This window comes from Halonotius sp. GCM10025705, assembly GCF_042662885.1.
Classification (GTDB): Archaea; Halobacteriota; Halobacteria; order Halobacteriales; family Haloferacaceae; genus Halonotius; species Halonotius aquaticus.
The window spans coordinates 2229036-2250733 of record NZ_JBHSZD010000001.1 but is presented as its reverse complement, the minus strand read 5'-3'; the positions used below and the strand labels follow the sequence as shown (position 1 = coordinate 2250733).

Here is a 21698-nt window from a genome sequence, read left to right as displayed (position 1 = left end):
CCGTCTCGACAACGTATTTGACCTCTACAACGCGGTCGACAACATCTCTGAGTTTGTGATCCGCGGTCGAGTACCCAACGGCGAGTACACGGTGCTTGCGGCGTTTTCCGGCCGCGCATTCCGCAAGGGGATTGAGAAGGATGGCCCTGCCACACCAGATGGTGGTGCTGATGCTGCCGTCGAAGTTCAACCAGAAACGACTGACGAAGCCAACAACAGTGGCCAGTCCGGTGACGCCGAGACGGCTGGCGAAAGCGAGAGCGACGAGCCCACAGCCGACGAATCGACAGCGTCGGACGCCGGCACAGAGCCGACCGACCCAACCAATCAAACCGGCGTTGACGTCAGTAACCCCGATGATGTCGTCGATGTTGGCGGTGCCGGAGGCGATGATGGTGGAAGTAATGATGGCGGAGGCGATGATGGCGGAGACAACGAAAGCGGTGGCGGCGGCGGACTACTGAAACGCTCTCTTTTGGCGTGTTTGGCGGCTGACAAATACGATCAGAACAGCGTCGATCAGGCGTCTGAACGCGGCGGCGACGCGGCCGTCGATTCCCCCACGGTCTGTCGCAGAAAGTTATCGATCACGTCGTGGCCGACCGCGGTCAGCACACTCTCAGGGTGGAACTGCACGCACTCGATGGGGTGCTCGCGGTGGCGAATCCCCATCACCAACTCCTCGCCCTCGTGGTCGGTCGTCGCCGACACCTCGAAACAGTCCGGCACGTCGGTCGCAATCAGCGAGTGATACCGACCCGCCTGAAAGCCTTGTTCGATGTCAGCGAAAACACCCTCGCCGTCGTGATCCATCGGGTAGGCCTTGCCGTGGATCGGTGCGGGCGCGTGGCCGACGCTGCCGCCGTACTCGTAGGCCGCGGCTTCGAGGCCGAGACAGACACCCAGCGTCGGGATGTCGGGACTCAGCTCACGCAACACGTCCATCGTCACGCCCACGTCGCGGCTGTTTTTCGGGTGGCCGGGGCCGGGGCTGATGAGAATCGCATCGGGATCGACTGCCTCGATTTCGTCGAGCGAGGCTGTGTTTTTCAGCACCGTCACGTCGATCTCCTCGAACCCACCGTCGCCGTCAGGAATCCGAGTCTCGGAGACGTACTCGACGAGGTTGTAGGTGAACGAGTCATAGTTGTCGACGACGAGGACGTTCATTGCTCGCCCTCCTCGGCCGTCGATTCGAGCTGTTCGATGGCGGTCAACACGCCGTCCATCTTCTGTTCGGTCTCCTCGTACTCCGACGTGGGATCGCTGTCGGCGACGAGGCCCGCGCCGGCTTGGACGGTAATCAGGTCGTCACCCTCGCTTGTGCCGGCGAGATCGCCGCCCACACTGTCGCCGTCGGCACCCCCGTGTTCGACGGTCGCGGTGCGGATCACGATCGCGAAGTCGGCGTCGCCGCTCCACGAGAAGTAGCCGACGCCGCCGCCATAGACGCCGCGCGGGGCGGCTTCGAGGTCGTCGATGATCTCCATGGCGCGAACTTTCGGCGCACCGGTGAGCGTGCCCGCCGGGAACGTCACGCGGGCGGCGTCGAAGGCGTCGTACTCGTCGGCGACGCGAGCGGTGACGGTCGATTCGATATGCTGGACGTGGCTGTACTTCAGGACGCTCATGAACTCCTCGACTTCGACGCTGCCGGGGTCGGCGACCCGGCGCACGTCGTTGCGCGCGAGGTCGACAAGCATCGTGTGCTCGGCGCGCTCTTTCCCGTCGGCAAGCATCTCACCAGCGAGTCGGCGATCCTCGACGGGGCTGGAGCCCCGCGGGCAGGTGCCCGCAATCGGGTTCGAGACGATTCGGTCACCCTCGACGGAGACGAGGGTTTCGGGGCTCGCGCCGACAATCGAGCGGTCGCCGTGACGCATGAGATACATGTACGGCGAGGGGTTGACCGAGCGGAGGGCCTCGTAGAAGCTGATCGGGTCGATATCGCCAGCGAGTTGGCGGCGGCGTGAGATGACGCCTTGATAGATGTCGCCGTCGAGGACGTGCTGTTTGGCCGTGCGGACGGCGTCCTCGTAGTCGCTCTGCGAGCCGGCGGTTTCGTCGGTGCGGCTGAAACCGGTGGTCGGCGGCTCGTCGGCCGCGGCGAGCGTCGCGGCAACGTCGGCGGCTTCGGCGACGAGATCGTCGTAGCACTCACCGGGGTCGTCGTCGGGGCCAATGACAGGGGTAAAGACGAGTTCGACCGTGCCCTCGGCATCATCGAAGACGAGCGTCCGGGTCGTCAGCGCGAACTGGGCGTCCGGGAGGTCGGTGTCGGGTCGCTCGCGGCCGACTTCTTCGAGCACCAGATCGTAGACGGCTTCATGCGCGAGAAACCCGACGAGGCCGCCCGAGAGCGTGCGGCGGTCGACATCCGGGAAGCCGCGGCGGTCGACCGCGGGGAGGCCGCGGCGGAGGCGGTCGAGCACGTCGCCGTCAGTCGCGGCGTCGCCACGGTAGGCGTCGACAACGAGGTCGCCGGCGTCGCCGAGACGGTCGACCTCGGTGTGGTTCGGATACACCGAGATGATCGCTTCGGGGTCGTAGCCGACGAAGGAGTACCGTGCGTGGCGTTCGGCGTCGGTCGCCGCGGTGAACGCGCCGTCAGGATCGGAGGAGGCAACCTTTTCGGCACTCTCCAGCAGGAAATTGTACTCGCTGCGGTCGGCGAGGGCGGCGTAGGCGGCGAGCGGGGAGGTATCGAGTTCCAGCGTTGCGGCCGCGCGGGCGACGACCGGTCCTCGCGGTCGTCGGCAACGAGGGCGGCGTACTCGTCGCGGTCGCGGTCGAAACTGAATAGGTCGCTGTCGGCGGCGGCCGTGTCGGCCGGGTCGTCGCTCGCCGTCTCGCCGGTCGTCATGCTGGCACCTCGATTTCGCGGCCCGCGTTCCGAACAAAGGTGGCGACGGCGGTGTGATCCTTGCTGCCCTCCGAGCGTTCAACGCCGGAGGCAACATCGACGCCGAACGGCGCGGCCACCCGGATCGCCTCGGCGACGTTCTCGGGGGTGAGGCCGCCGGCGAGGATCACCGGGGTCGTCAGCGTGTCCGCGAGATCGGCGGTCGCCTCCCAGTCGTGGGGGTCGCCGGTGCCGCCCGCGCCCTCCTCGGTCGTCGAATCGATGAGCAGGGCGTCGGCGACGCCGTCGAGGGCGTTGGCTCGGTCGGTGTCCTCGTGGTCGACAGCGGCGATGACCTTGACGCCGGTTTCCGCGCGGATGTAGCCGAGGTCGTCGGCGTCGAACTCACCGTGGAGTTGGAGCGCGTCGGGCTGGATCGCCTTGACGAGTTCGACCGCGTGGTCGGCGTCCTCGGGCATCGAGACGAGCGTGGCGGTGACAAAGGGCGGCACCGCGGCGACCAACTCGGCGGCCGTGCTGCGGTCGACCTCCCGCGTCGTCGCCACATCGACCGCCGAGATGATCCCGACGGCGTCGGTGCCAGCCTCGATAGCAGCCTGGAGGTCAGCGCGATTTGTAATGCCGCAGATCTTGGTGCGTGCCATCAGGCGTCCCCGGCCTCCGGTGCAGCCGTCGACTCGCGTAAGGCGTCGAGTTTGGCTGCGGCGTCACCCGACTCGATGGCCGCGGCGGCCGCTTCGACGCCGGCTTCCAGCGACTCGGCTTCGCCAGCGACGTAGATCGCCGCGCCCGCGTTGGCGAGGATCAGATCGCGTTTCGGGCCGGTCTCCTCGCCGGTGAGAATCGCTTCGAGGTCGGCGGCGTTTGCTTCAGGGGTGCCGCCGGCGACAGCCTCGATCGGGGCCGAGTCGAGCCCGAGGTCGTCGGGCGTAAGCGTGAACTCGGTGACCTCGTCGCCATCGACCTCGGCGACGGTCGTTGCGTCGTGGAGGGCAATCTCGTCCATCCCGGAGCCGTGGACGACGAGCGCGCGGTCGACCGCCATCTCGGTGAGCGCGCGGGCGATGACGGGGACGAGGTCGGGATCGTAGACGCCGAGCAGTTGGGCGTCCGCGGCGGCGGGATTCGTCAGCGGGCCGAGGACGTTGAAGATCGTTCGCATGCCGAGTTCCTTCCGGGGGCCGATGACGGCCTTCATCGCGGGGTGGAAGACGGTCGCCAGCATGAAGCCGATGCCCTCGTCGTTGATCGCGCTTTCGACGGCGTCGGGTTCGGCATCGACGGTAACACCGGCGACTTCGAGTACATCCGCGCTGCCAGAGGAGGAGGAGACGGAGTAGTTGCCGTGTTTGGCGATGGGGACGCCCGCGCCCGCGGCGACAATCGCGGAGGTCGTCGAGACGTTGATCGTATCGTAGTCGTCGCCGCCGGTGCCGCAGGTATCGACCAGCGGCGAGCGGTCGGGTTCGATGGTTCTGGCGGCGTCGCGCATCCCCTGAGCGAAGCCGGCGATCTCGGTTTCCGTCTCGCCCTTGGCTCGCAACGCAGACAGCAGCGCGCCGATCTGCACGTCGGTTGCTTCCTCAAACACGAGACGGGCGGCGTCCCGCGCCTCATCGAGTCCCAGATCCTCACCGTCGGCCACACGTTCGATATAGTCCTGCATTGTTAGTCACCAGTGTATGAGTTCGTCTTGTAATGTACACGTCTGTACATCGCTAAAAGGCTATCGACCGACGGCGCGACCCGGATGTCGCCGACGACGGGACGAACACATGACGACCGACAGCAAGCGGGCACGTCGGGAACCGCCAGCGGGGCCGCGCTTCGAAAGCTTCAATTACGTCCCCCGGATACTGACGAGTGCGTCAGAACGCACAACCAGCACGGGTTTGTGGTCTAGTCTGGTTATGACACCTCCTTGACATGGAGGAGGCCGGCAGTTCAAATCTGCCCAAACCCACTTTTCTGATTTCTCGTACCGAAGCGCAATACCACTATGCCTGACCTCCAGCACCCCCAATCACCATCGGACTGGCAGAGTTCGATGCCGCAGCCGGGTTCTACGTTGCCGTCGCCGTCGTCACCCTGCTCATCGTGTTCGCCACGGTGTGGGTCTGGCTGAGCACGCGCCGCGGCTGATCAGTGCCGCCAGCACCGCACCGAGGCGATTCCGCCACCACCCACCCCGACGGTGGACTTTTTATCGCGGCCGGTGTGGATGGTAGCCATGGAGGCTGTGTACTGCCGGACGACCGGCAGCGAGTTTCACACGACGCTCCGAGAGTTCGACGCCGACCCTGATATCGACGGACTCCTCGTGCTTGCGACACCCGACGACGCGTTTACCCCGGCGGCTGTCGATGAGACGCTTCGAGGCCTTTCGACGCCGGTGTTCGGCGGCCTGTTCCCGAAGGTCATCTACGACGGCGCGGCCCACGCCGACGGCGCGGTCGTCGCCGGCCTGGATGTTGAGCCGACGGTCGAAACAATCACTGCCGCCGACGAGCCGCTTGAGGCCGACGCGGACGGCGACGAAACAGCGTTCGTGTTCGTCGATGCCTACGCCGACGCCGGCGACCAGTTCGTCCAACAGCTGTTCAACACCTACGGCGTCGAGTACACCTACATCGGCGGCGGCGCCGGCACGTTCGACGGCGACACACGCCACTGTCTGTTCACCCCCGAGGGACTCGTCGGCGACGCCGCTGTAGTGGCGATGGTCGCCGCCGAAAGCACCATCGGCGTCGAACACGGCTGGACGGATATCGGCGGCCCCTTCGAGATCACTGCCGCCGACGGTCGCCGACTCGAAACCCTCGACGGCCAGCCGGCCTACGACCGCTACGCCGCCATCATCGACGCCGAAACCGACCGGACGGTGACGACAGAAACCTTCGCCGAGATCGCCACCTCACATCCCTTCGGCATCAGTCGGTTGGGCGCCGAGCGGATCGTCCGCGACCCTTTCGCGGTCGACGACGACGGCTCGCTGCAATGTTTCGGCGACCTCCCCGAAGGCGAGTTCGTCCACATCCTCCAGGGCGACCCCGAAACGCTCGTCGCGGCGGCCGACCACGCCCACGCGGCCGCCAGCGAGGGAGCACACACCGACAGCGCGATGGTCACCTTCGATTGTCTCTCACGGGCGCAGTACCTCGACGCCGACTTCGACCGGGAGCTAGCAGCCCTCAGTCAGACGGCCAACACGATCGGCGCGCTCACCATCGGTGAGATCGCCAACGACGGGCGAGGCCATCTCGAATACTACAACAAAACCGCGGTCGTCGGAGCCATCGATGGCCTCTGAGCGAGCCGCGGGGAGCGAGTAAGGATGGCTGACCACCCCCACCGAACCCAAATCCTCCATGAGATCTCCCTGGCGATATCACCGGGGGAAACGCTGGAATCGACCGCTGAAACTGCCCTACAGGCGTATCTCCAAAAGTTGAACTGTACGGTCGGCGGCGTCTTTAGCCGCCACGAGGATGGCGGCTACGATCGGGTCGTCTCCCAGCCTGCGGCCGCCGTCGACGATCCGGTCTATCTCGCTGCACGCGCTCGGCTCACCGAACGGGCGGCGGGCGACACCGAGGGCGAGAACGACACTGACGGCGAGGAAAGCACCAACGCCGAGTCGTTCCCGATCGTCGGCGAGGTCGGCGAAGACGGCCACTACTACCTCTTTGAGCTCTGTGAGTTCGGCGTCTTGCTGCTCGGCACGCGCGGGTCGGGGCTTCCCACGGCGGTCATCGACGCTCTCGGGCCGCTCAACGACAAGCTCGCAACCGCGTGTACGGCCACGGCGGCCGAAGCGACCCTTCGCAACGAGCGACGGCGGTTTGAGGCCCTGTTTACGACCATCCAAGAGCCGATGGTGACCGTCTCTCTCACCGATGGGACGGCGACGATCACCCGCCGAAACGAGGCCTTCGAGACGACCTTCGGCGACGCCACCTCGACGACGGAGGGTAGTCGGCTCGAACCCACGATCCCGGCGACTGACAGCGAGGAGACGACCACAGGTGACGAGAGAGGAACAGCCGATATCGACGCCCAACTCACCGACGGCCAGCCGGTGACCGCGGAGGTCAGCCGACAGACCACAACCGGCAGCGGCGACTTCCTGCTGCGGGCTGTCCCGGTCACGACCGCAGCCGGCCGGGAGTTTTTCCTGCTCTATGTCGATATCACCGACGAGAAACGACGCCGCCGAACCCTGGCATCGCTGTATGCGGAGTCACAGGCAGTGTTGACAAGCGAGGATCGACAGACGGCCTGCGAGCGGACGATCGAAACGGCGATGGCCGTCATCGACGCGTCAGTCGCGGAGATCCACCTCTACGATCGGGCTGCCGACGCCCTCACACCGGCGGCGACGACGGCCGACGAGCCGGTGTTTGCGGCCACCAGCGGCGACGACGAAACACCGCTGTGGGCGGTCTACGGCGGGGAGACCCGGTGTATCGATCACCTGTCGACGGCCGACGACTCGATCGCCCACACAGGCCCGGAAATTGAAAGCGTCCTGCTGTGTCCGCTCAGCGACCACGGCGTACTTGTGATCGGCGACGAGCGGCCAGGGGCTTTCGATGAGACCGACATACAACTTGGCCGGCTGTTGAGCACACTCGGGAATATCGGCCTCACCCGGGCCCAGCGAACCCAGAGCCTCGAAGCCGTCCAGACGATCACCCAGGAAGCCGTGACCGCCGAAGCGAAGCCGGCGATGATCGATGCGGTGCTTGAGCAGCTTCCGACGGCACTCAACTTTCCGATCACGGGGATGTGGGAGTACGATCAGATCGACGACCGGCTCACCCCACTGGGGATGACCGATCCGGCCTTCGATCTCTTTCGATCACCGCCGGCATTCGAGCGCGGTGATGGGATCGCGTGGGACGCATTCGAGCGCGGCGAAACCGAACTCGTCGGCGATGTCGCCGCCCGGCCCGACGCCTACAACGAGGATAGCGTGGTTCGCTCGGAGGTTATCGCCCCGATCGGCGAGTTTGGCATCCTGATGGCCGGCACCGTCCGACCACAGAATCTCACCGACGCCGACCGGAGTATCGCCGAAACGCTGACCTCGAATCTTGAAACGGCGATCCAGCTGGTTGACAACCGCGAGGAACTCCAGCTGCTTGAGGCGGTGTTCGACCGGGTGCTCAGGCATAACCTCCGGAATGATCTGACGGTGATCAAAGGGTACGCCAACGCCATCGCCGAGGACTGTGAGACAGCCGCCTACGCAGCCGATATCATCGAGCACTGTGAGAATCTCGAACGTACCGCAACCAACGCGCGGACGATGCGTGAAGTCGTCCAGACACGGGAAGAGCGACACCAGGTCGCGATCGACACCGTTGTCGAGGATGCAGTCGAGATGGCGCCTGACCCACCGGCAGCTGTCGACGTCAGCGTCGACATCGAGACAGCGGCGTCAGTTCTTGCCCACCCGAAGCTCCCGGTTGCCATCACGCAACTCATCGAAAACGCGCTGGAACACGCTGTCGATGACGGCGGTGAGATCCGGGTGACGGCCACCGAAGCCGGCGACGACGTTGTCATCGAGGTCAGCGACGACGGGCCCGGTATCCCGAGTGCCGAACTTACTGTCATCGACGGCCACGACGAATCAGAGTTAGAACACGGCAGTGGGGTCGGCCTCTGGCTGATCGATCGGATCGTCGACTACTCCGATGGACAGCTTACATTCGACAACAGCGGCGGGACAACTGCTCGCATCACACTCGGGGCGGCGTAGCGGCGATGAATCGGCCGAAGGCGGCCACATCGGAATCTTTTACTTTCGGCACAGGCGAAGAGGAAGTGAGCCGAGGTAGCCTAGCCTGGCCAAGGCGGTAGATTCGAAATCTACTGTCCATTCGGACTCGGGAGTTCAAATCTCTCCCTCGGCGTTTCTGCGCGGACACAAATCACTTAGCGGCGCGTCTTGTCGCGCCGCGACCCCGTGTCCGCGCGAACGGTAGTCGGGAATTTGAACGAGGGAGCGACCACCGGGAGCGACCGTAGTTCAAATCTCTCCCTCGGCGTTTCTACCGCGAGCAACACGCCGAGAACCCTCTGTGGCTCTCGGTTACCGCGAGTGGGTGTCGGAGAGTCGAGAGATTTGAATGAGGGAACAAGCGAGCAACGCGAGCGAAGTGACCGTAGTTCAAATCGCTCCTAAAATCGCATTGCTACGTCGACAACGATAAACCAAATTACTCGGAAAACTGCTCAGCCAACCCCTGCTGTTGACTGCTGTCGCCGCCGCGAAGTCGACGCCGCCGCTTGTCGAAGGCGCGTTCCAACTCACCACGCGTATTCCGCGAGACGAGATACGCGTCGACCGCGGAGTTGTCCTGTGGGTGAGCGGACTGAATCCAGACATGATCCCGTCCCCCGCCGGTCAACTCCTCGGCCCAGCCCTCGGCGGCGTCTCGATCCGCAAAGCGGTGGGTCGATCCCTCGGTGTTGATCGTCCGGCCCACCTCGGGGTTTCGCTTGCGCGCGGAGGGTTTGATTTCGACGACGTACGCCACAGCGACGTTTCAGCGGCATCGCTCTTAGACGTACGGGTTCGATACGTAGTTGTGTGAGACGGAAACGTGTAGAAAGCCCTCGGCTCTCTCGGCTCCCGCGGCTCGCTGCGCGCTTCGTCGCTCGCTCCGCTCGCTCCTGCAGTGCTTGCGTCGCCGGGGTTCGCCGGGAGAGCCTCGCCCTTTCAGTCCGCCAGGAATAGCGGTTGGTCGGCTGGTCGACCCAGCTGTCTATCGGTCGATTCGAAAACCACAGAAACGGAGTTAGTCGTCAGCGACCGGCTGTTCCGGTGGCGACGCCGCCAGCAGGCGGTCGAGGGCATCGACCATCGCGTCGACGGAGGCCCGTGTGATGTCGGAATCCGAGGCAGCGACGGTGACGGTGTGGTCGCCGCGGGTCATCTCGACTTCGACGGTGACGACGGCGTCGGTGCCGCCGGTGATCGCGTCGACGTGGAAGGAATCGAGTTCGGCGTTCGCGGCGGGGCCGAGCGCCTGGCGGACGGCTTTGACAGCGGCGTCGACCGGACCGGAGCCGGTGTTGGCAGCGGTGCGTTCCTCGTCGCCAACGCGGAGTTTGACGCTGGCGGTCGGCACCTCGCCACCGCTGGCGGTCGTCAGCGTCAAGAGTTCGACGTAGCGCTCGCGGTCACGACCTTGGACATCCTCGGCGATTGCCAGCAAGTCGGCGTCAGTGACGCGTTTGTCGCGCTCGCCGAGGGTTTTGACGCGCTCGACGATGGCAGCGAGTTCGTCGTCGCTCACGTCGATGTTGTGTTCGTTCAGCGCGGCTTCGACGCCGGCGCGACCGGCGTGTTTGCCGAGGACGAGCCGTCGCTCTCGACCCACCGTTTCGGGTGGATACGGCTCGTACATCGCGCCGTCTTTAAGCGTACCGTCGGTGTGAATGCCGCTCTCGTGAGTGAAGGTGTTCTCGCCGATGACGGCCTTGTTCGGCGCGAGCGGGATGCCGGTGTTCTGGCTGACGGTCGTCGCCAACTCGTAGACCGCCGGGAGATTGAGGGTCTCGATATCGTAGCTGTGCGACAGGGCGATAGCGACCTCCTCGATGGCGACATTGCCGGCGCGCTCGCCGATGCCGTTGACCGTCCCGTGGACGAAATCCGCCCCGGCGCGCAGACCGGCGTGGACGTTCGTCATCCCGAAGCCGAGGTCGTCGTGGGTGTGGACGCTCGTCGGGCCCAGTTCGGCGAGTTGGGAGACCACATCGAAGGTGTGTTCCGGGCTGGCGTGACCGACCGTGTCAGCATAGCAGAACCGGTCGGCGCCCGCCTCGTGGCCGGCTTCGGCGAGATCGACAAGGAACTCGGGGTCGGCGCGGGAGCCGTCCTCGCCGAGCAGTTCGACCCACAGATCGTGGTCGGTCGCGTACTCGACGAGGTCGACCGAGCTCTCGATGACTTCCTCGCGGGTTGAGCCGACCTTGGTCTCGATGTGTTTGTCCGACGACGGGACGACGAGCGTGATGCCATCGACGTTACAATCGAGGGCGTGGTCGATGTCGGATTTGATGCCCCGGGCGAAGCTGGTGACCGTCGCGTCGAGATTGAGATCGGTGACCCGACGGATGCAGTCGCGTTCGCCTTCGGAGGTGCAGGCACTGCCGGCCTCGATCACGTCGATATCGGCGGCCTCCAGTGCCTCGGCGATCTCGACCTTTTCGTCGGGGGTCAGCGAGACGCCAGGGGCCTGTTCGCCATCCCGCAGCGTGGTGTCTAAGAGCTGTACGTCGTCGGGAAACGCCGAGCGAGCCGCGTTGTCACTACGCAACTCATCTGATGTGTTTGAGTACACGGATGAATACCTGTCACCGGAGAATTTCGCGGCCAGCCGGGTCGCCCCGACTTCCTCTATCCTCGTTGGAGTCTAAATGCTCCATTGTGCATATTTCTTCACACATACAGGGAAATAAAGCTGCCGTCTCTGCGGTCGCAGCTCATAAGTTACCCGAATCGACCGTGGGACTAAGTACGTCAGACGTATACCTGCATATATGGCTACCAAGAGCCTGACGATCACTGAGGAGGCATACAAGCGGCTGAAAGCACAGAAACAGCCTGATGAGAGTTTCACCGAGACGATCCTTCGACTGACGGGCGAAGAGCGGGACATAATGAAGGGGTTCGGCGCGATGAAGGATGTCGACGGGTTCCGAGAGGCCGTTGAGTCGACAGGCGATCAACTCGATGCGGAGTTACGCGAGCGTGACACGCGATGATCGTGTTCGATACGACATTTCTGCTCGATTATCTCGATGCCGTCCCCGCCACCGAAGAGTTCCTGCAACGCCATGAGTCGAAGCCGTTCTTCACGCCGTCGCTGTCGCTGTTCGAGGTGTATCGGGGGCTGCACGAACTGGTGGCACCGAGACCGTCGATAGCCTGACAGCCAAGTTGGATTGGATCGAGCCATTGCCGCTGACGCATACAACAGCACGAGAAGCTGCGGTTATTGAGGCAGAACTGTTGGACGACGGCGAACGGATCAATCTCAAAGATATCCTTATCGCAGGAGTCTGTCGCCATCACGGTGCGCGGCTCGTGACACGGGATGCTGATTTCGACCGCATCGACGACTTACAGACACTGTCGTATTAGGAGCCGTACTTACTCAACCAGTGCCACCCGATCACCGACGGCGACTGCGTCGGCTGCCCCGGCCGGCAACTCGATCAGCGTCTCCGCCGCGGCCCGGCCGAGGCCGATCCACGGTTTCAGTCGCTTTTTCGCTACGACCTCGTTGTCAACGAGCCACAGCGCGTCGATAGCGAAGGGGACGAACAGCATGTGGACATCGCGTTTTGCCGCGCTATCGAATTGAAAGATGAGGGCTGCGTCGTCGCCCAGCGACCGCCGAAACATCAGCCCGCGGGCCTGCTGGAGAAACGAATCCGCGATCTCGATGTTGCTGGCGAGTACCTGACTGCCGCCACCCGATTCAGGCCGGTGAACAAGCTGCACAGAGGACGGTCGGGCGGGCGATATTTAGCTCTGGGGGCCGAGGCTGGCCATGGAGGAGACGCCCGAGGGCACGCCCGTCGGCGTCGACAACCCCTACGACATCGCGGGGCTCTGCGATCATCTCACCGACGACGGTCGGTGTCGGTTCGCGCTCAACCACGCCGGCGTCGACCCCGAGTTCGCCGCGGAGCGGGCGGCCGATGACTACGCCTGCCACGTCGGCGACAGCGGTGACTGGCGCGCCTGCCCGCACTACCGCTGGACGACCACCGACGACGAGTGTCGGCGATGCGGGCTCGAAGAACTCCGGCTCGCTCACGACGACAGCCGGCCGCTGATCGAGGAACACCACTTGTCATATGCCGACGCGGACACCGGCGACGGCGATTCGGAGAGTGTCGACGCCAGCCACGAACTCACGGTCGCGCTGTGTCGCTGGTGTCACGCGAAAGTGCACCAGTCGTTTGCCCGCATCGACGACGATGTCGACCCCGACCCCGAGGCGGTCGCCGAACGGGAGCAGCGACGCACAACGGAAAGTGAGGAGCTGGAATTTCAGTCGGCCCGTGACCGGTTTGAGGGGTAACACAGGAACAGTAGGTCTATTATTCTACTCGTGGTCATCGGGGTATGCCATCTCAGCTTGGCCACGTGCACCTGGTCGTTAGCGACCTTGATCGTGCGGTCGAGTTCTACACCGGGTTCCTCGATCTGTCGGTCACTGAGCGACAGGCCAACTACGTCTTCCTCTCCAGTGGCGAACGCCATCATGACCTCGCGCTGCAGGCCCGCCCCGATGCATCGTCGCCACCGCCGAATAGCCGCGGGCTCTACCACGTCGCCTTCGAATTCGACACACCGGGAGAGCTCCGAGCGTGTTACGAGTGGCTTCAAGACGAGGCGATCAGCGCCCAAGCCGTCGATCACGGGATCAGCAAATCGCTATACTTCGACGACCCCGACGGCAACGGCGTCGAGTGCTATCTCGATACCCGCGACGACAACGGCGAGCAATGGAACGGCGAAAATACACGGTTCGATCCGATGGCATTGTAGCCGGGCGGGATAACACCGACAGCGACCGCGTGGCTGGCGGCGATGGTGCTGTTGACGCGATGTGTCCCGGGCGGTAGCGATCGAGTAGTGGGCATTTGTCCGTTCTGCTGGTTGTATCTAATCAGAATTCATACATAGACTATATTAACCGGCTTGAATCCTATATTAGCCAAAATTTGGAATTTTCTATTGTGTCTGAATACTATTTAAGGACATATTGAGTTGATTGTCCAAATTGTTTTGTAGGCGTCCACGGCTTACAGTTGCATGTGAACACGGCACACGAACTGGTGCGACACTGACGCCGAGCACCGACCACCCCCATGTCATCTACCCCATCACTCCGGCGGAGTATCGAGGTCGAATACTGGGTCGTCGACGAGGCGGGGTCGCTCACCCAACCAGGCTCGTTGATCGACCTCCCGGGTGCCGAACGCGAGTTCGTCGAGCCGATGCTTGAGATCAAGACGACGCCCTGTACGTCGACCACCGAACTCCGTGAAGAGCTCTTCGAGCGGGTCAGAGCCGCGCTGGATCGCGGCGACGAGATCGGCAAACAACTCGTTCCGCTGGCAACGCCACTAAATCACGAGGCGATCCGCGAGATTCCCTGCGACCGAACACGGATTCAAAACGCGGTCGTCGGCGATGCTTTCGAGTATGTTCGCCACTGCGCCGGCACCCACATCCACATCGAACAGCAGCCCGGCCGAGCAGTCGACCAGCTCAACACGCTGATCGCGCTCGATCCCGCGTTGGCGTTGGTCAACTCGGCGCGACATTTCCGGGGAGAAGCGATGGCCCCGGGTGCGCGCTCGAAATGTTACCGATGGCTCGCCTACGACAATCTCCGGAACCAGGGCGAACTGTGGCCCTACGTCGATGATCGCGCAGACTGGAATCGACGCCTGCAGACGTGTTACGATCGGTTCCGCGAGCAAGCCATCGCCGCCGGCATCGACGAATCGACCTTCGAGTCGTGTTTCGATCCCGAAAGCGCGGTGTGGACGCCGGTACAGCTCCGCGAGGAATTCGGCACCGTCGAGTGGCGATCACCGGATACGACGTTGCCGAGTCGAACCGTTTCGTTGGCTGACACCCTCGCCACGGTTGCCGGTGAACTGGACGGTCGCCCTGTCGACATCGGCGGTAACACTCCCTGTATCGACGACGAGCGGATCGTCCTCCCCGACTTTGAGACCGTCAGCGACTACGTCGACACCGCGATCGAGGAAGGGTTGACCGAGTCGCTGGCGGCGTACCTCTCACGGATGGGCTTCGAGCCGGACGCCTTCGACCCGATCGCAGATACCTTCGACCACGACGGGCCGATCGACCGCGAAACGGCCCGCCAACTCCGGCTGGAGTATGCGACGCGGCTCCGCGAGGATGTCCGGCAGTCGCCCGCGATGACAGCAGATTAATCCAATTCCTGATGAAACCAAACGTGCGTCAATTGAATCGAAGCAACGCAACAGCTTTTCAGTCCGGTATGTGTGAAACAGGTGCATGAGTCGGCCCAAGATCGCTCTGTTGAATGCGGCACACGCGGCCGACGACACCGAGCGGAACTTCGTCCGCGAACTCGACGCCGACGTTGTCGAATTTCGCTGTCCGGCCGGCGAGTTCCCCGATGACTTCGCGTTCGACGGCTTCGTTGTCACCGGCTCCAGCGCGTCAGTCTACTGGGACAAGGAATGGATCGGCCGGCTCAAAACATGGGTCGGCGGCGCGGTCGAAGCCGGCCTCCCGGCCCTCGGCGTTTGTTACGGCCACCAACTGCTGGCCGACGTACTCGGTGGCCGCGTCGAGGATATGGGCGAGTACGAGATCGGCTACCGCACCGTCGAACACGACGGCGACAACCGCCTGCTGGCCGGCATCGACGAGTCGATGACCGTCTTTACCACTCACTCGGATCGGGTCGCCGAACCGCCGCCGGGCGCGACCGTCTTCGCCGAAAACGACTACGGAATTCACGGCTTCCGCAAGGATCGCGCCATCGGCGTCCAGTTCCATCCCGAGTATGACATGCAGACCGCCGAAACCGTGACGACCGGCAAGGACGAACTCTCCGAAGCGCGAATTCAGCAGGTACTGGATGGGATCACCGAATCCAACTACGCGGCAGCCTGCGAGGCCAAGCAACTCTTCGACAATTTCCTCGCGTACGTCGCCGAGATCCGCGGCGACCGGGTTGCTGCCGACTGAGGGCTGGCCGCTGGACTGGGAGGAGCTGCCCAAACACCCAGTTTCGCGTCCGGTTTCGGTTTCCTTTTGAGTCCCAGCAGCGAAGGCTGCCCATGACTCGCATTGCGGTTATCGACAACCACGGGCAGTTTACCCATCTGGAGCAGCGCGCGCTCCGGGATCTCGGCGTCGACGCCGACCTCGTCGACAACGACGTTGACCCCGAGGAGATCGAGGCCGACGGCTTCGTCCTCTCCGGTGGCCCCGACATGGATCGCGCCGGGCGATCAGCGGACTATCTCGACCGCGACGAACCCGTCCTCGGCATCTGTCTCGGCATGCAACTCATCGCCAAAGAACTGGGCGGCAGCGTCGGCGGCGGCGAGTACGGCGGCTACGCCGATGTGACCGTCGAAATCACCGACGACGAGGATCCCCTCATCGGCTCGCTCGCCCCGGAAACCCGCGTCTGGGCCAGCCACGCCGACGAAGTGAAAACGCTCCCCGAGGGCTTCAGCCGCACCGGCACCTCCGACGTGTGCGGGATCGAAGCCATGAGCGATACCGACCGCGACCTCTACGGCGTCCAGTGGCATCCCGAAGTGATCCACACCGAACGCGGCGAGGAGGTCTTCGAGAACTTCCGCGATATCTGCGAGGGGTCGAGCTAAGCGTCGTCGCCGCGCTCATTCTCGTCGCCGATTTTTCTCTCGTTTCTATCTCGCTCACGCAGTTCCTGTGACCGCTCACCCGGATCGCCATGCCCGCCGCCGCCAGGCGTTCGCACCGTGACGACGGTATCGGCTGGCACATCGACAGTCGTTTTTGCGGCCACTGATTTCGCTTCCTCGTCCGGTAACTGGAGCAGATTCTCGCCCGTGGCCCCCGGCTCACCGCCATCGACACCCTGCGGTGCGTGGCGGCGTCGCTCCGTGAGCAGTGAGACGGTCGCGTCCTGCTGGACGCGCAGGCGACGTTCGAGCCCGAGACCGCCGCGGTGAGTCCCTTCGCCGCCGGAACCGGGGCGCAGCGCGTAGCGTTCGACCCGGAGCGGGTATTCGGCTTCCAGTGCCTCGATTGGCGTGTTGAGGGTGTTTGTCATCCCGACCTGCACGCCGTCCATCCCATCGGCGCTCGCCCGGCCGCCGAAGCCGCCGCCAATCGTCTCGTAGTAGGCAAAGTCGCCACCGCGGCCGCCGATGATGAGGTTGTTCATCGTTCCTTGGCCCTGCGCCGGCACGCGGTCGGGCGCGGCCTCGGCGAGCGCGAGGAAGACCACGTCGGTCACCCGCTGGCTGGTCTCGACGTTGCCACCGACGACCGCGGCTGGGGGCTCGGGATTGAGCAGACAGCCCTCGGGTGCCGCGACTGTCACCGGCTCGTAACAGCCGTGATTCGGCGGGATTTCGGGATCGGTGATGCAGCGAATCACGAAATAGACCGCGCTTGTGGCGACCGCCAGCGGCGCGTTGAGATTGCCGTCGAGTTGTGCGTCCGTCCCATCGAAATCGACGGTGATCGTCGCTCCGTCGACGGTCACAGCCGCCTGAATCTCGATGTCGTCGTCGCTGACGCCGTCACCCTCCAGCACGTCGCTGGCGCGGTAGGTGCCGTCCGGCAGTTCCGCGATGGATTCCTGAATCCGGGCCCGCGAGTAGTCGATGACAGCGTCGAACCCCTGGCGAATGCGGTCGTAGCCGTGATCGTCGATCAGGTCGGCGAGTCGCGCTTCGGCGCGTTCGGTGGCTGCGAGTTGGGCACGGAAATCGGCCCGTCGCTGGTCGGGGTTGCGGACGTTGGCGAGAATCAGCGAGAACAGTTCCTCGTTGCGCTCGCCGGCGTCGACGAGCCGCGTCGGCGGGAGCCGCAGGCCTTCCTGATAGATTTCCTCCGCGCCCGCGGGCATGCTGCCGGGTGTCATCCCGCCGATGTCGGCGTGGTGAGCACGGGAGACGGCGTAGCCGAGAATTTCATCCCGGGGCGCAATCGGCGAGACGAGCGTCACGTCCGGCAGGTGCGTCCCGCCGGCGAAGGGATCGTTGAGGATGAACACGTCGCCGGGAGCCGGGTCATGGTCGAGGACGGCATCGACGGCCTCGGGCATCGCGCCGAGATGGACAGGGATGTGTTCGGCTTGGGCGACCATCCGGCCGTCAGCGTCGAAGATCGCAGTCGAGCAATCCTGTCGCTCGGTGATGTTCGGCGAGTACGCGCCGCGGATCAACACCTGACCCATCTCGTCGGCGACGCTCTCGAACTGATTTCGGAGGACTTCGAGCGTGACCGGGTCGATGTCGTCTGCACTCATTGGTCTCTCACCTCCTCGTCGCGTCGCATGACGAGCGCGCCGTCGCCACGAACCCGAGCAGTCCAACCGGGCGGGACGACGGTCGTGCTTTCGGCCTGTTCGAGAATGGCCGGCCCGTCTATCGTCGCCTCGGCAACGAGTGTCGACCGGTCGTAGACGGTAGCCGACACGCGCGCTTTGGTGTCGCTGTCAGCTGTCGGAAAGACCGCCTCGCGGCTACCGACGACTGCGTCGCCCGCACCGTCGTGGTCGATCTCAGGTGGGTCGCCCTCGATGGTCGCCGTCACCCGGAGGTTCACGAGTTCGACCGGCGCGGAGAGGGTGTAGCCGTAGGCGCGCTTGTGGGCCGCGTCGAAGGCCTCGGCGACGGCCTCTCGGGAGAATGAGTCGACTGGCACCGTGAGTTCGAAGCTCTGACCATCGTATCGGCAGTCCGCGGCACGCTCAATCGTTGCGGCTTCTGGCTCAGAGGCGTCGGCTTGGACAGTCTCGATCAGGTCGTCATAGATCGCATTGATTTCCTTGGGGTCGCTGTCGGCGAGCGGCTGGGTGACCGTGCGGACAGCGTCGTGGGTTTCGTCGGCCGCGAGCAGGCCGTACGCCGAAAGGACGCCGGCCGGTGCGGGGACGACGACCCGATCCATCCCGAGATCGGCTGCGAGCGCGGCAGCGTGCATCGGCCCCGCGCCGCCGAAGGCGACAAGGTCGAACTCGCGGGGGTCGTGGCCCCGTTCGACCGTCGCCGCCCGGATCGCCCGCGTCATCGTCGCGTTGGCGACTCTGACGACACCGCGGGCGGCCGCCTCGGCGTCCGGGAGGTCGGCCTCGTCGGCGAGAGCAGCGAGGACTGTGTGGGCGGCCTCGACATCCAGTGTGAGTTCGCCGCCGAGAGCGGTGTCGTCGCCGATGTAGCCGAGGACGACGTTGGCGTCGGTGACCGTCGGGCGGTCGCCGCCGTGGCCGTAACAGGCTGGGCCGGGCTCCGCCCCCGCCGACTCGGGGCCGACCCGGAGCGCGCCGCCGCTGTCGACCCACGCGATCGAGCCGCCGCCCGCGCCGACGGTTGTCACATCGACCATCGGCGTCCGGATCGGAATCCCGTCGATGTCGGCTTCTGTTGTTCGTTCGGCAGTGCCGTCGCGGACGAGACTCACGTCGCTTGAGGTGCCGCCCATATCGAAGGTGACGACGCTGGGGGCGGTGGTCGCATCCGATTCGGCGGCTGTCGCCGCCGCGCCGACGACGCCAGCCGCGGGGCCCGAGAGCGTCGTCGAGACGGCACGGTCGCTGACGGTCGCGCTGTCGGCGATCCCGCCGTTGGCCTGCATGATTCGCGGTTCCGGCACACCGGCGTCAGTCGCTTTCTCGGTAAGTCGGTTCAGATACCCGCGGATCGCCGGTGTGACGTAGGCGTCGACGGCAGTTGTGGCGGTACGCTCGAACTCCCGAAACTCCGGGAGCACCTCGTGAGAGGCCGAGACTGGCACGTCGAGTGCTTCTCGAAGAATGTCGGCGACGCGCTGTTCGTTTTCCGGATGGGCGTAGGCGTGGAGCAGACAGACCGCGACGCTTTCGGCGTCGGTCGCGGCGATTTCGCGGGCAAGGTCGCGCACATCGTCGGGGTCGATCGGCTGCTCGATGCCCTCGGTCGTCGCGCGTTCGTCGATCTCGAAGCGTCGGCTGCGGGGGACGAGCGGGTCGGGTTTGGTGGCGTTGAGATCGTAAAGATCCGGGCGATCCTGTCGGGCGATCTCTAAGACATCGCGGAAGCCTGCGGTCGTCACGAGTGCCGTTGTCGCGCCGTCGCGTTCGAGCAGGGCGTTGACCGAGACAGTCATCGCATGCGCGAAGGCATCGATGTCGGCAGGGCCGATGCCAGCAGCGTCGCTGGCCTTTGCAATGCCGTCGAGAACGCCGACGCTCTGGTCGGCAGTCGTCGGTACTTTCGCGGTGTAGCGGTCGCCGTCGACGACGAGAACGACATCGGTGAAGGTACCACCGACGTCGACGCCGATCCGGGTTGGGTCGATCGCTGGCGGCGGCGTCATTCCTCGGGGGCGACGCTGACGACGTTCATCAGCGAGGAGACGGGGACGCCGTCGATCTCATCGAGGCCCTGTTTGTCGACGAGGACGACACAGCCGACCGGGGTGCCGCCGTGCTCGCGGACGGCCGTGATCGTCTCCCGCATCGTCGTCCCCGAAGTGATGATGTCATCGATGATGTAGCAGTGCTGATCGGAGACGGCCGAGAAATTCTGGGAGAAGCCGCCGTCGATCTCGTCGATATCGCCTTCCTCCCACTGGTGTTTTGCGGGGCCGTAGGCCGCGATATCGGTGTCGAGTTCGTTGGCGACGACCGTCGCCAGCGGGACGCCCGCCTTTTCGATGCCGACAGTCAACCCGACATCGGTATCATCCTTCGAGATCAGGTCGGCCATCGCGTGGCTGACGTAGGTGAGCCGCCGGCTGTCGCGGCCGATCGCACTCCAGTCGACGTGGATATCCTGTGGGCTGGCGGTCGCACGCGGTTCCTGGTCGGCTTCGTGTTCGACCCCGCCGCGCTCGACGAGCCAGCTTGCGGTCTCCCGAGAGACGTTGAGTTCATCGGCGATCTCGCCGCGGGAGAGCCCCCGCCCCGCCAACTCGGTCGCGCTCTCGATGAGGTTATCGACGTTTTTCATACTCGCTGAATTGAATCGCGTTTTTGATAGTCCTGTCGTCGTCGACGAAGGCGGCTTCGTAGTCGTCGAGCTCGAAAATTCCAGTCACGAGATCGTCAAGGAACGAGTCCGACAGCGACGCAAGCGTGTCGACAGCGGCCTCGAAGTGGCCGACATGGGAGTTGACGCTGCCGACGACAGCTTTGTTGTGCAACACCAGTTCGCGGTGGAGCTTCCCGCCCTCGATCTCGAAATCCCAGTCGCCCGGAATGCCGAGCGCCGCGAGGACGCCGTTTGGCGCAAGCGCTTCGATCGATTCGAAGGGGTGTTTCGCATACCCTGTCGACTCGTAGATCAGATCGGGCGCCTCGTGGGCGTCGGGGATCTCAGGCACCGGTGTCTCGGTGCTGTTGACGTAGGTGCTCCCCAGCGATTCGATGATATCGATGGTCGGATCGGGCCGCTCGCGGCGACCCAGACAGTAGGTGCGGTCGAACCGCTGTTCGAACATGGCCAGCGTGATCAGCCCGAGGCTGCCGTTGCCGAGCACGAGGGCTGAGTCGGGGTTCCACTCGAAGGCCGACCGGCTGGCGTCGGCGTGGTCGACCGCCTTTTCGGTAATGGAGATCGGCTCAACGAGAAACCCGTGTGCCGCAAGTTCGGGTGGAACAGTGACGAGAGACTCCGCCGGGCTGGTGAAATACTCGGCCATGAAGCCGTGTGCGCCGACGATGCCGCGCTCGTGGTACTGGCCGTCGGGGGCCATATCCGGCTCGCCGCGGGCGAAGTAGGCGTTGTCGCCGTTGGGTCGCCGTCGGACGGTTGGGACGACGACATCGCCCTCGCTAAGCTCGGTGCCGTTGGCGTCCTCGACGACGCCGACGGCCTCGTGGCCCAACACCATGTGGTCGGTGCCGGCCGGATAGTCGCCGTGGCCGCCGCTGATAACCTCGTGGTCGGTGCCGTCGACGCCGACCCGCAGCGTCCGAACCAGTGCCTCGCCGGCGTCGGGATCGGGTCGCGGCAGGTCGATGAGTTCGGGCTCCGATTCGCCCTCGTAGACCGCGATAGCGTGCATACCGTGTCGGATGAT

At 64.6% G+C, this 21698-nt stretch carries 20 protein-coding genes, 2 tRNA genes and 1 pseudogene; 12 read left to right on the top strand and 11 right to left on the bottom strand.

The window, feature by feature from the left end:
- Window positions 1-519 precede the first annotated feature (519 nt).
- From trpG to trpD, 4 genes and pseudogenes are all read right to left on the bottom strand, one after another.
- Window positions 520-1170, bottom strand: coding sequence for an anthranilate synthase component II (gene trpG / locus ACFQJB_RS12555; RefSeq protein WP_379727796.1), 651 nt, complete (start codon window positions 1168-1170; stop codon window positions 520-522).
- Window positions 1167-2863 (bottom strand): annotated as a pseudogene (gene trpE, locus ACFQJB_RS12550) (anthranilate synthase component I). Before trpE ends, trpG begins: the two are co-directional and overlap by 4 nt.
- Window positions 2860-3507, bottom strand: coding sequence for a phosphoribosylanthranilate isomerase (locus tag ACFQJB_RS12545; RefSeq protein WP_379727794.1), 648 nt, complete (start codon window positions 3505-3507; stop codon window positions 2860-2862). Before ACFQJB_RS12545 ends, trpE begins: the two are co-directional and overlap by 4 nt.
- Complete coding sequence (gene trpD, locus ACFQJB_RS12540) at window positions 3507-4529, bottom strand: anthranilate phosphoribosyltransferase (RefSeq protein ID WP_379727792.1); 1023 nt, start codon at window positions 4527-4529, stop codon at window positions 3507-3509. The genes ACFQJB_RS12545 and trpD overlap by 1 nt, the downstream gene beginning before the upstream one ends.
- A 222-nt stretch (window positions 4530-4751) precedes the next feature.
- Between trpD and ACFQJB_RS12535 the strand changes: the two genes are divergently transcribed.
- The 4 genes from ACFQJB_RS12535 to ACFQJB_RS12520 all read left to right on the top strand — a co-directional run bounded on the left by ACFQJB_RS12535 (window position 4752) and on the right by ACFQJB_RS12520 (window position 8784).
- Window positions 4752-4826: transfer RNA gene (locus ACFQJB_RS12535), tRNA-Val, on the top strand.
- A 267-nt stretch (window positions 4827-5093) separates the two neighbouring features.
- Window positions 5094-6173 (top strand): FIST signal transduction protein, encoded by a 1080-nt coding sequence (locus ACFQJB_RS12530; protein ID WP_379727790.1) that lies wholly within the window; start codon window positions 5094-5096, stop codon window positions 6171-6173.
- Window positions 6174-6197: 24 nt separating this feature from the next.
- Window positions 6198-8630, top strand: a complete 2433-nt coding sequence (locus tag ACFQJB_RS12525; protein WP_379727788.1) for a GAF domain-containing protein — start codon at window positions 6198-6200, stop codon at window positions 8628-8630.
- A 69-nt stretch (window positions 8631-8699) separates the two neighbouring features.
- Window positions 8700-8784 (top strand) — tRNA-Ser (locus ACFQJB_RS12520).
- A gap of 306 nt (window positions 8785-9090) precedes the next feature.
- Here ACFQJB_RS12520 and ACFQJB_RS12515 read toward each other — a convergent pair.
- Window positions 9091-9411, bottom strand: a complete 321-nt coding sequence (locus ACFQJB_RS12515) for a hypothetical protein (RefSeq protein WP_120101552.1) — start codon at window positions 9409-9411, stop codon at window positions 9091-9093.
- A gap of 261 nt (window positions 9412-9672) precedes the next feature.
- Window positions 9673-11199, bottom strand: coding sequence for a (R)-citramalate synthase (locus ACFQJB_RS12510; RefSeq protein ID WP_379727785.1), 1527 nt, complete (start codon window positions 11197-11199; stop codon window positions 9673-9675).
- Window positions 11200-11422: 223 nt separating this feature from the next.
- Here ACFQJB_RS12510 and ACFQJB_RS12505 point away from each other — a divergent pair, with 223 nt between their 5' ends.
- The 3 genes from ACFQJB_RS12505 to ACFQJB_RS12495 are packed head-to-tail and all read left to right on the top strand — an operon-like array spanning window position 11423 to window position 12026.
- A complete protein-coding gene (locus ACFQJB_RS12505) occupies window positions 11423-11647 on the top strand; it encodes an antitoxin VapB family protein (protein ID WP_379727783.1) in 225 nt (74 codons plus the stop codon).
- Window positions 11644-11814 carry a hypothetical protein gene (locus ACFQJB_RS12500; RefSeq protein WP_379727781.1) on the top strand — a complete coding sequence of 57 codons (171 nt, stop codon included), beginning with the start codon at window positions 11644-11646 and terminating at the stop codon, window positions 11812-11814. The genes ACFQJB_RS12505 and ACFQJB_RS12500 overlap by 4 nt, the downstream gene beginning before the upstream one ends.
- A gap of 8 nt (window positions 11815-11822) precedes the next feature.
- Window positions 11823-12026, top strand: a complete 204-nt coding sequence (locus tag ACFQJB_RS12495) for a PIN domain-containing protein (protein WP_379727779.1) — start codon at window positions 11823-11825, stop codon at window positions 12024-12026.
- A 9-nt stretch (window positions 12027-12035) separates the two neighbouring features.
- Here ACFQJB_RS12495 and ACFQJB_RS12490 read toward each other — a convergent pair whose 3' ends face one another.
- Window positions 12036-12389 (bottom strand): DUF192 domain-containing protein, encoded by a 354-nt coding sequence (locus tag ACFQJB_RS12490; RefSeq protein WP_379727777.1) that lies wholly within the window; start codon window positions 12387-12389, stop codon window positions 12036-12038.
- Window positions 12390-12438: 49 nt separating this feature from the next.
- Between ACFQJB_RS12490 and ACFQJB_RS12485 the strand changes: the two genes are divergently transcribed.
- From ACFQJB_RS12485 to ACFQJB_RS12465, 5 genes are all read left to right on the top strand, one after another.
- Complete coding sequence (locus tag ACFQJB_RS12485; RefSeq protein WP_379727775.1) at window positions 12439-12975, top strand: DUF7097 family protein; 537 nt, start codon at window positions 12439-12441, stop codon at window positions 12973-12975.
- Between the two features lie 44 nt (window positions 12976-13019).
- Window positions 13020-13445 carry a VOC family protein gene (locus ACFQJB_RS12480; RefSeq protein ID WP_379727773.1) on the top strand — a complete coding sequence of 142 codons (426 nt, stop codon included), beginning with the start codon at window positions 13020-13022 and terminating at the stop codon, window positions 13443-13445.
- A 323-nt stretch (window positions 13446-13768) separates the two neighbouring features.
- Window positions 13769-14869 (top strand): glutamate-cysteine ligase family protein, encoded by a 1101-nt coding sequence (locus ACFQJB_RS12475; RefSeq protein ID WP_379727771.1) that lies wholly within the window; start codon window positions 13769-13771, stop codon window positions 14867-14869.
- Window positions 14870-14954: 85 nt separating this feature from the next.
- The gene (locus ACFQJB_RS12470; RefSeq protein WP_379727769.1) at window positions 14955-15656 is read left to right on the top strand and encodes a type 1 glutamine amidotransferase; all 702 of its coding nucleotides are present in this window, start codon (window positions 14955-14957) and stop codon (window positions 15654-15656) included.
- Between the two features lie 92 nt (window positions 15657-15748).
- Window positions 15749-16306 (top strand): GMP synthase subunit A, encoded by a 558-nt coding sequence (locus ACFQJB_RS12465; protein ID WP_379727767.1) that lies wholly within the window; start codon window positions 15749-15751, stop codon window positions 16304-16306.
- On the opposite strand, the gene ACFQJB_RS12460 is transcribed toward ACFQJB_RS12465, so the two are convergent.
- The 4 genes from ACFQJB_RS12460 to ACFQJB_RS12445 are packed head-to-tail and all read right to left on the bottom strand — an operon-like array spanning window position 16303 to window position 21683.
- Window positions 16303-17943, bottom strand: coding sequence for a hydantoinase B/oxoprolinase family protein (locus tag ACFQJB_RS12460; protein ID WP_379727765.1), 1641 nt, complete (start codon window positions 17941-17943; stop codon window positions 16303-16305). The two genes, ACFQJB_RS12465 and ACFQJB_RS12460, sit on opposite strands and share 4 nt — an antisense overlap.
- The gene (locus ACFQJB_RS12455) at window positions 17940-19991 is read right to left on the bottom strand and encodes a hydantoinase/oxoprolinase family protein (protein WP_379727763.1); all 2052 of its coding nucleotides are present in this window, start codon (window positions 19989-19991) and stop codon (window positions 17940-17942) included. The genes ACFQJB_RS12460 and ACFQJB_RS12455 overlap by 4 nt, the downstream gene beginning before the upstream one ends.
- Window positions 19988-20626: a transcriptional regulator GfcR gene (gfcR, locus tag ACFQJB_RS12450; protein ID WP_379727761.1), complete on the bottom strand. Its 639-nt coding sequence runs from the start codon at window positions 20624-20626 to the stop codon at window positions 19988-19990. The genes ACFQJB_RS12455 and gfcR overlap by 4 nt, the downstream gene beginning before the upstream one ends.
- On the bottom strand, window positions 20610-21683 hold the full coding sequence (locus ACFQJB_RS12445) for a glucose 1-dehydrogenase (RefSeq protein WP_379727760.1): 1074 nt from the start codon (window positions 21681-21683) through the stop codon (window positions 20610-20612). The genes gfcR and ACFQJB_RS12445 overlap by 17 nt, the downstream gene beginning before the upstream one ends.
- Window positions 21684-21698 lie beyond the last annotated feature (15 nt).

Excerpts from the sequence above, each read along its gene's own strand:
- ACFQJB_RS12460 (WP_379727765.1), bottom strand. The coding sequence starts at position 17,943 with ATGAGTGCAGACGACATCGACCCGGTCACGCTCGAAGTCCTCCGAAAT.
- ACFQJB_RS12455 (WP_379727763.1), bottom strand. The coding sequence starts at position 19,991 with ATGACGCCGCCGCCAGCGATCGACCCAACCCGGATCGGCGTCGACGTC.
- ACFQJB_RS12505 (WP_379727783.1), top strand. The coding sequence starts at position 11,423 with ATGGCTACCAAGAGCCTGACGATCACTGAGGAGGCATACAAGCGGCTG.
- ACFQJB_RS12525 (WP_379727788.1), top strand. The coding sequence starts at position 6,198 with ATGGCTGACCACCCCCACCGAACCCAAATCCTCCATGAGATCTCCCTG.
- ACFQJB_RS12445 (WP_379727760.1), bottom strand. The coding sequence starts at position 21,683 with ATGCACGCTATCGCGGTCTACGAGGGCGAATCGGAGCCCGAACTCATC.
- ACFQJB_RS12465 (WP_379727767.1), top strand. The coding sequence starts at position 15,749 with ATGACTCGCATTGCGGTTATCGACAACCACGGGCAGTTTACCCATCTG.
- ACFQJB_RS12485 (WP_379727775.1), top strand. The coding sequence starts at position 12,439 with ATGGAGGAGACGCCCGAGGGCACGCCCGTCGGCGTCGACAACCCCTAC.
- trpD (WP_379727792.1), bottom strand. The coding sequence starts at position 4,529 with ATGCAGGACTATATCGAACGTGTGGCCGACGGTGAGGATCTGGGACTC.
- ACFQJB_RS12545 (WP_379727794.1), bottom strand. The coding sequence starts at position 3,507 with ATGGCACGCACCAAGATCTGCGGCATTACAAATCGCGCTGACCTCCAG.
- ACFQJB_RS12480 (WP_379727773.1), top strand. The coding sequence starts at position 13,020 with ATGCCATCTCAGCTTGGCCACGTGCACCTGGTCGTTAGCGACCTTGAT.
- gfcR (WP_379727761.1), bottom strand. The coding sequence starts at position 20,626 with ATGAAAAACGTCGATAACCTCATCGAGAGCGCGACCGAGTTGGCGGGG.
- trpG (WP_379727796.1), bottom strand. The coding sequence starts at position 1,170 with ATGAACGTCCTCGTCGTCGACAACTATGACTCGTTCACCTACAACCTC.
- ACFQJB_RS12475 (WP_379727771.1), top strand. The coding sequence starts at position 13,769 with ATGTCATCTACCCCATCACTCCGGCGGAGTATCGAGGTCGAATACTGG.
- ACFQJB_RS12500 (WP_379727781.1), top strand. The coding sequence starts at position 11,644 with ATGATCGTGTTCGATACGACATTTCTGCTCGATTATCTCGATGCCGTC.
- ACFQJB_RS12530 (WP_379727790.1), top strand. The coding sequence starts at position 5,094 with ATGGAGGCTGTGTACTGCCGGACGACCGGCAGCGAGTTTCACACGACG.
- ACFQJB_RS12470 (WP_379727769.1), top strand. The coding sequence starts at position 14,955 with ATGAGTCGGCCCAAGATCGCTCTGTTGAATGCGGCACACGCGGCCGAC.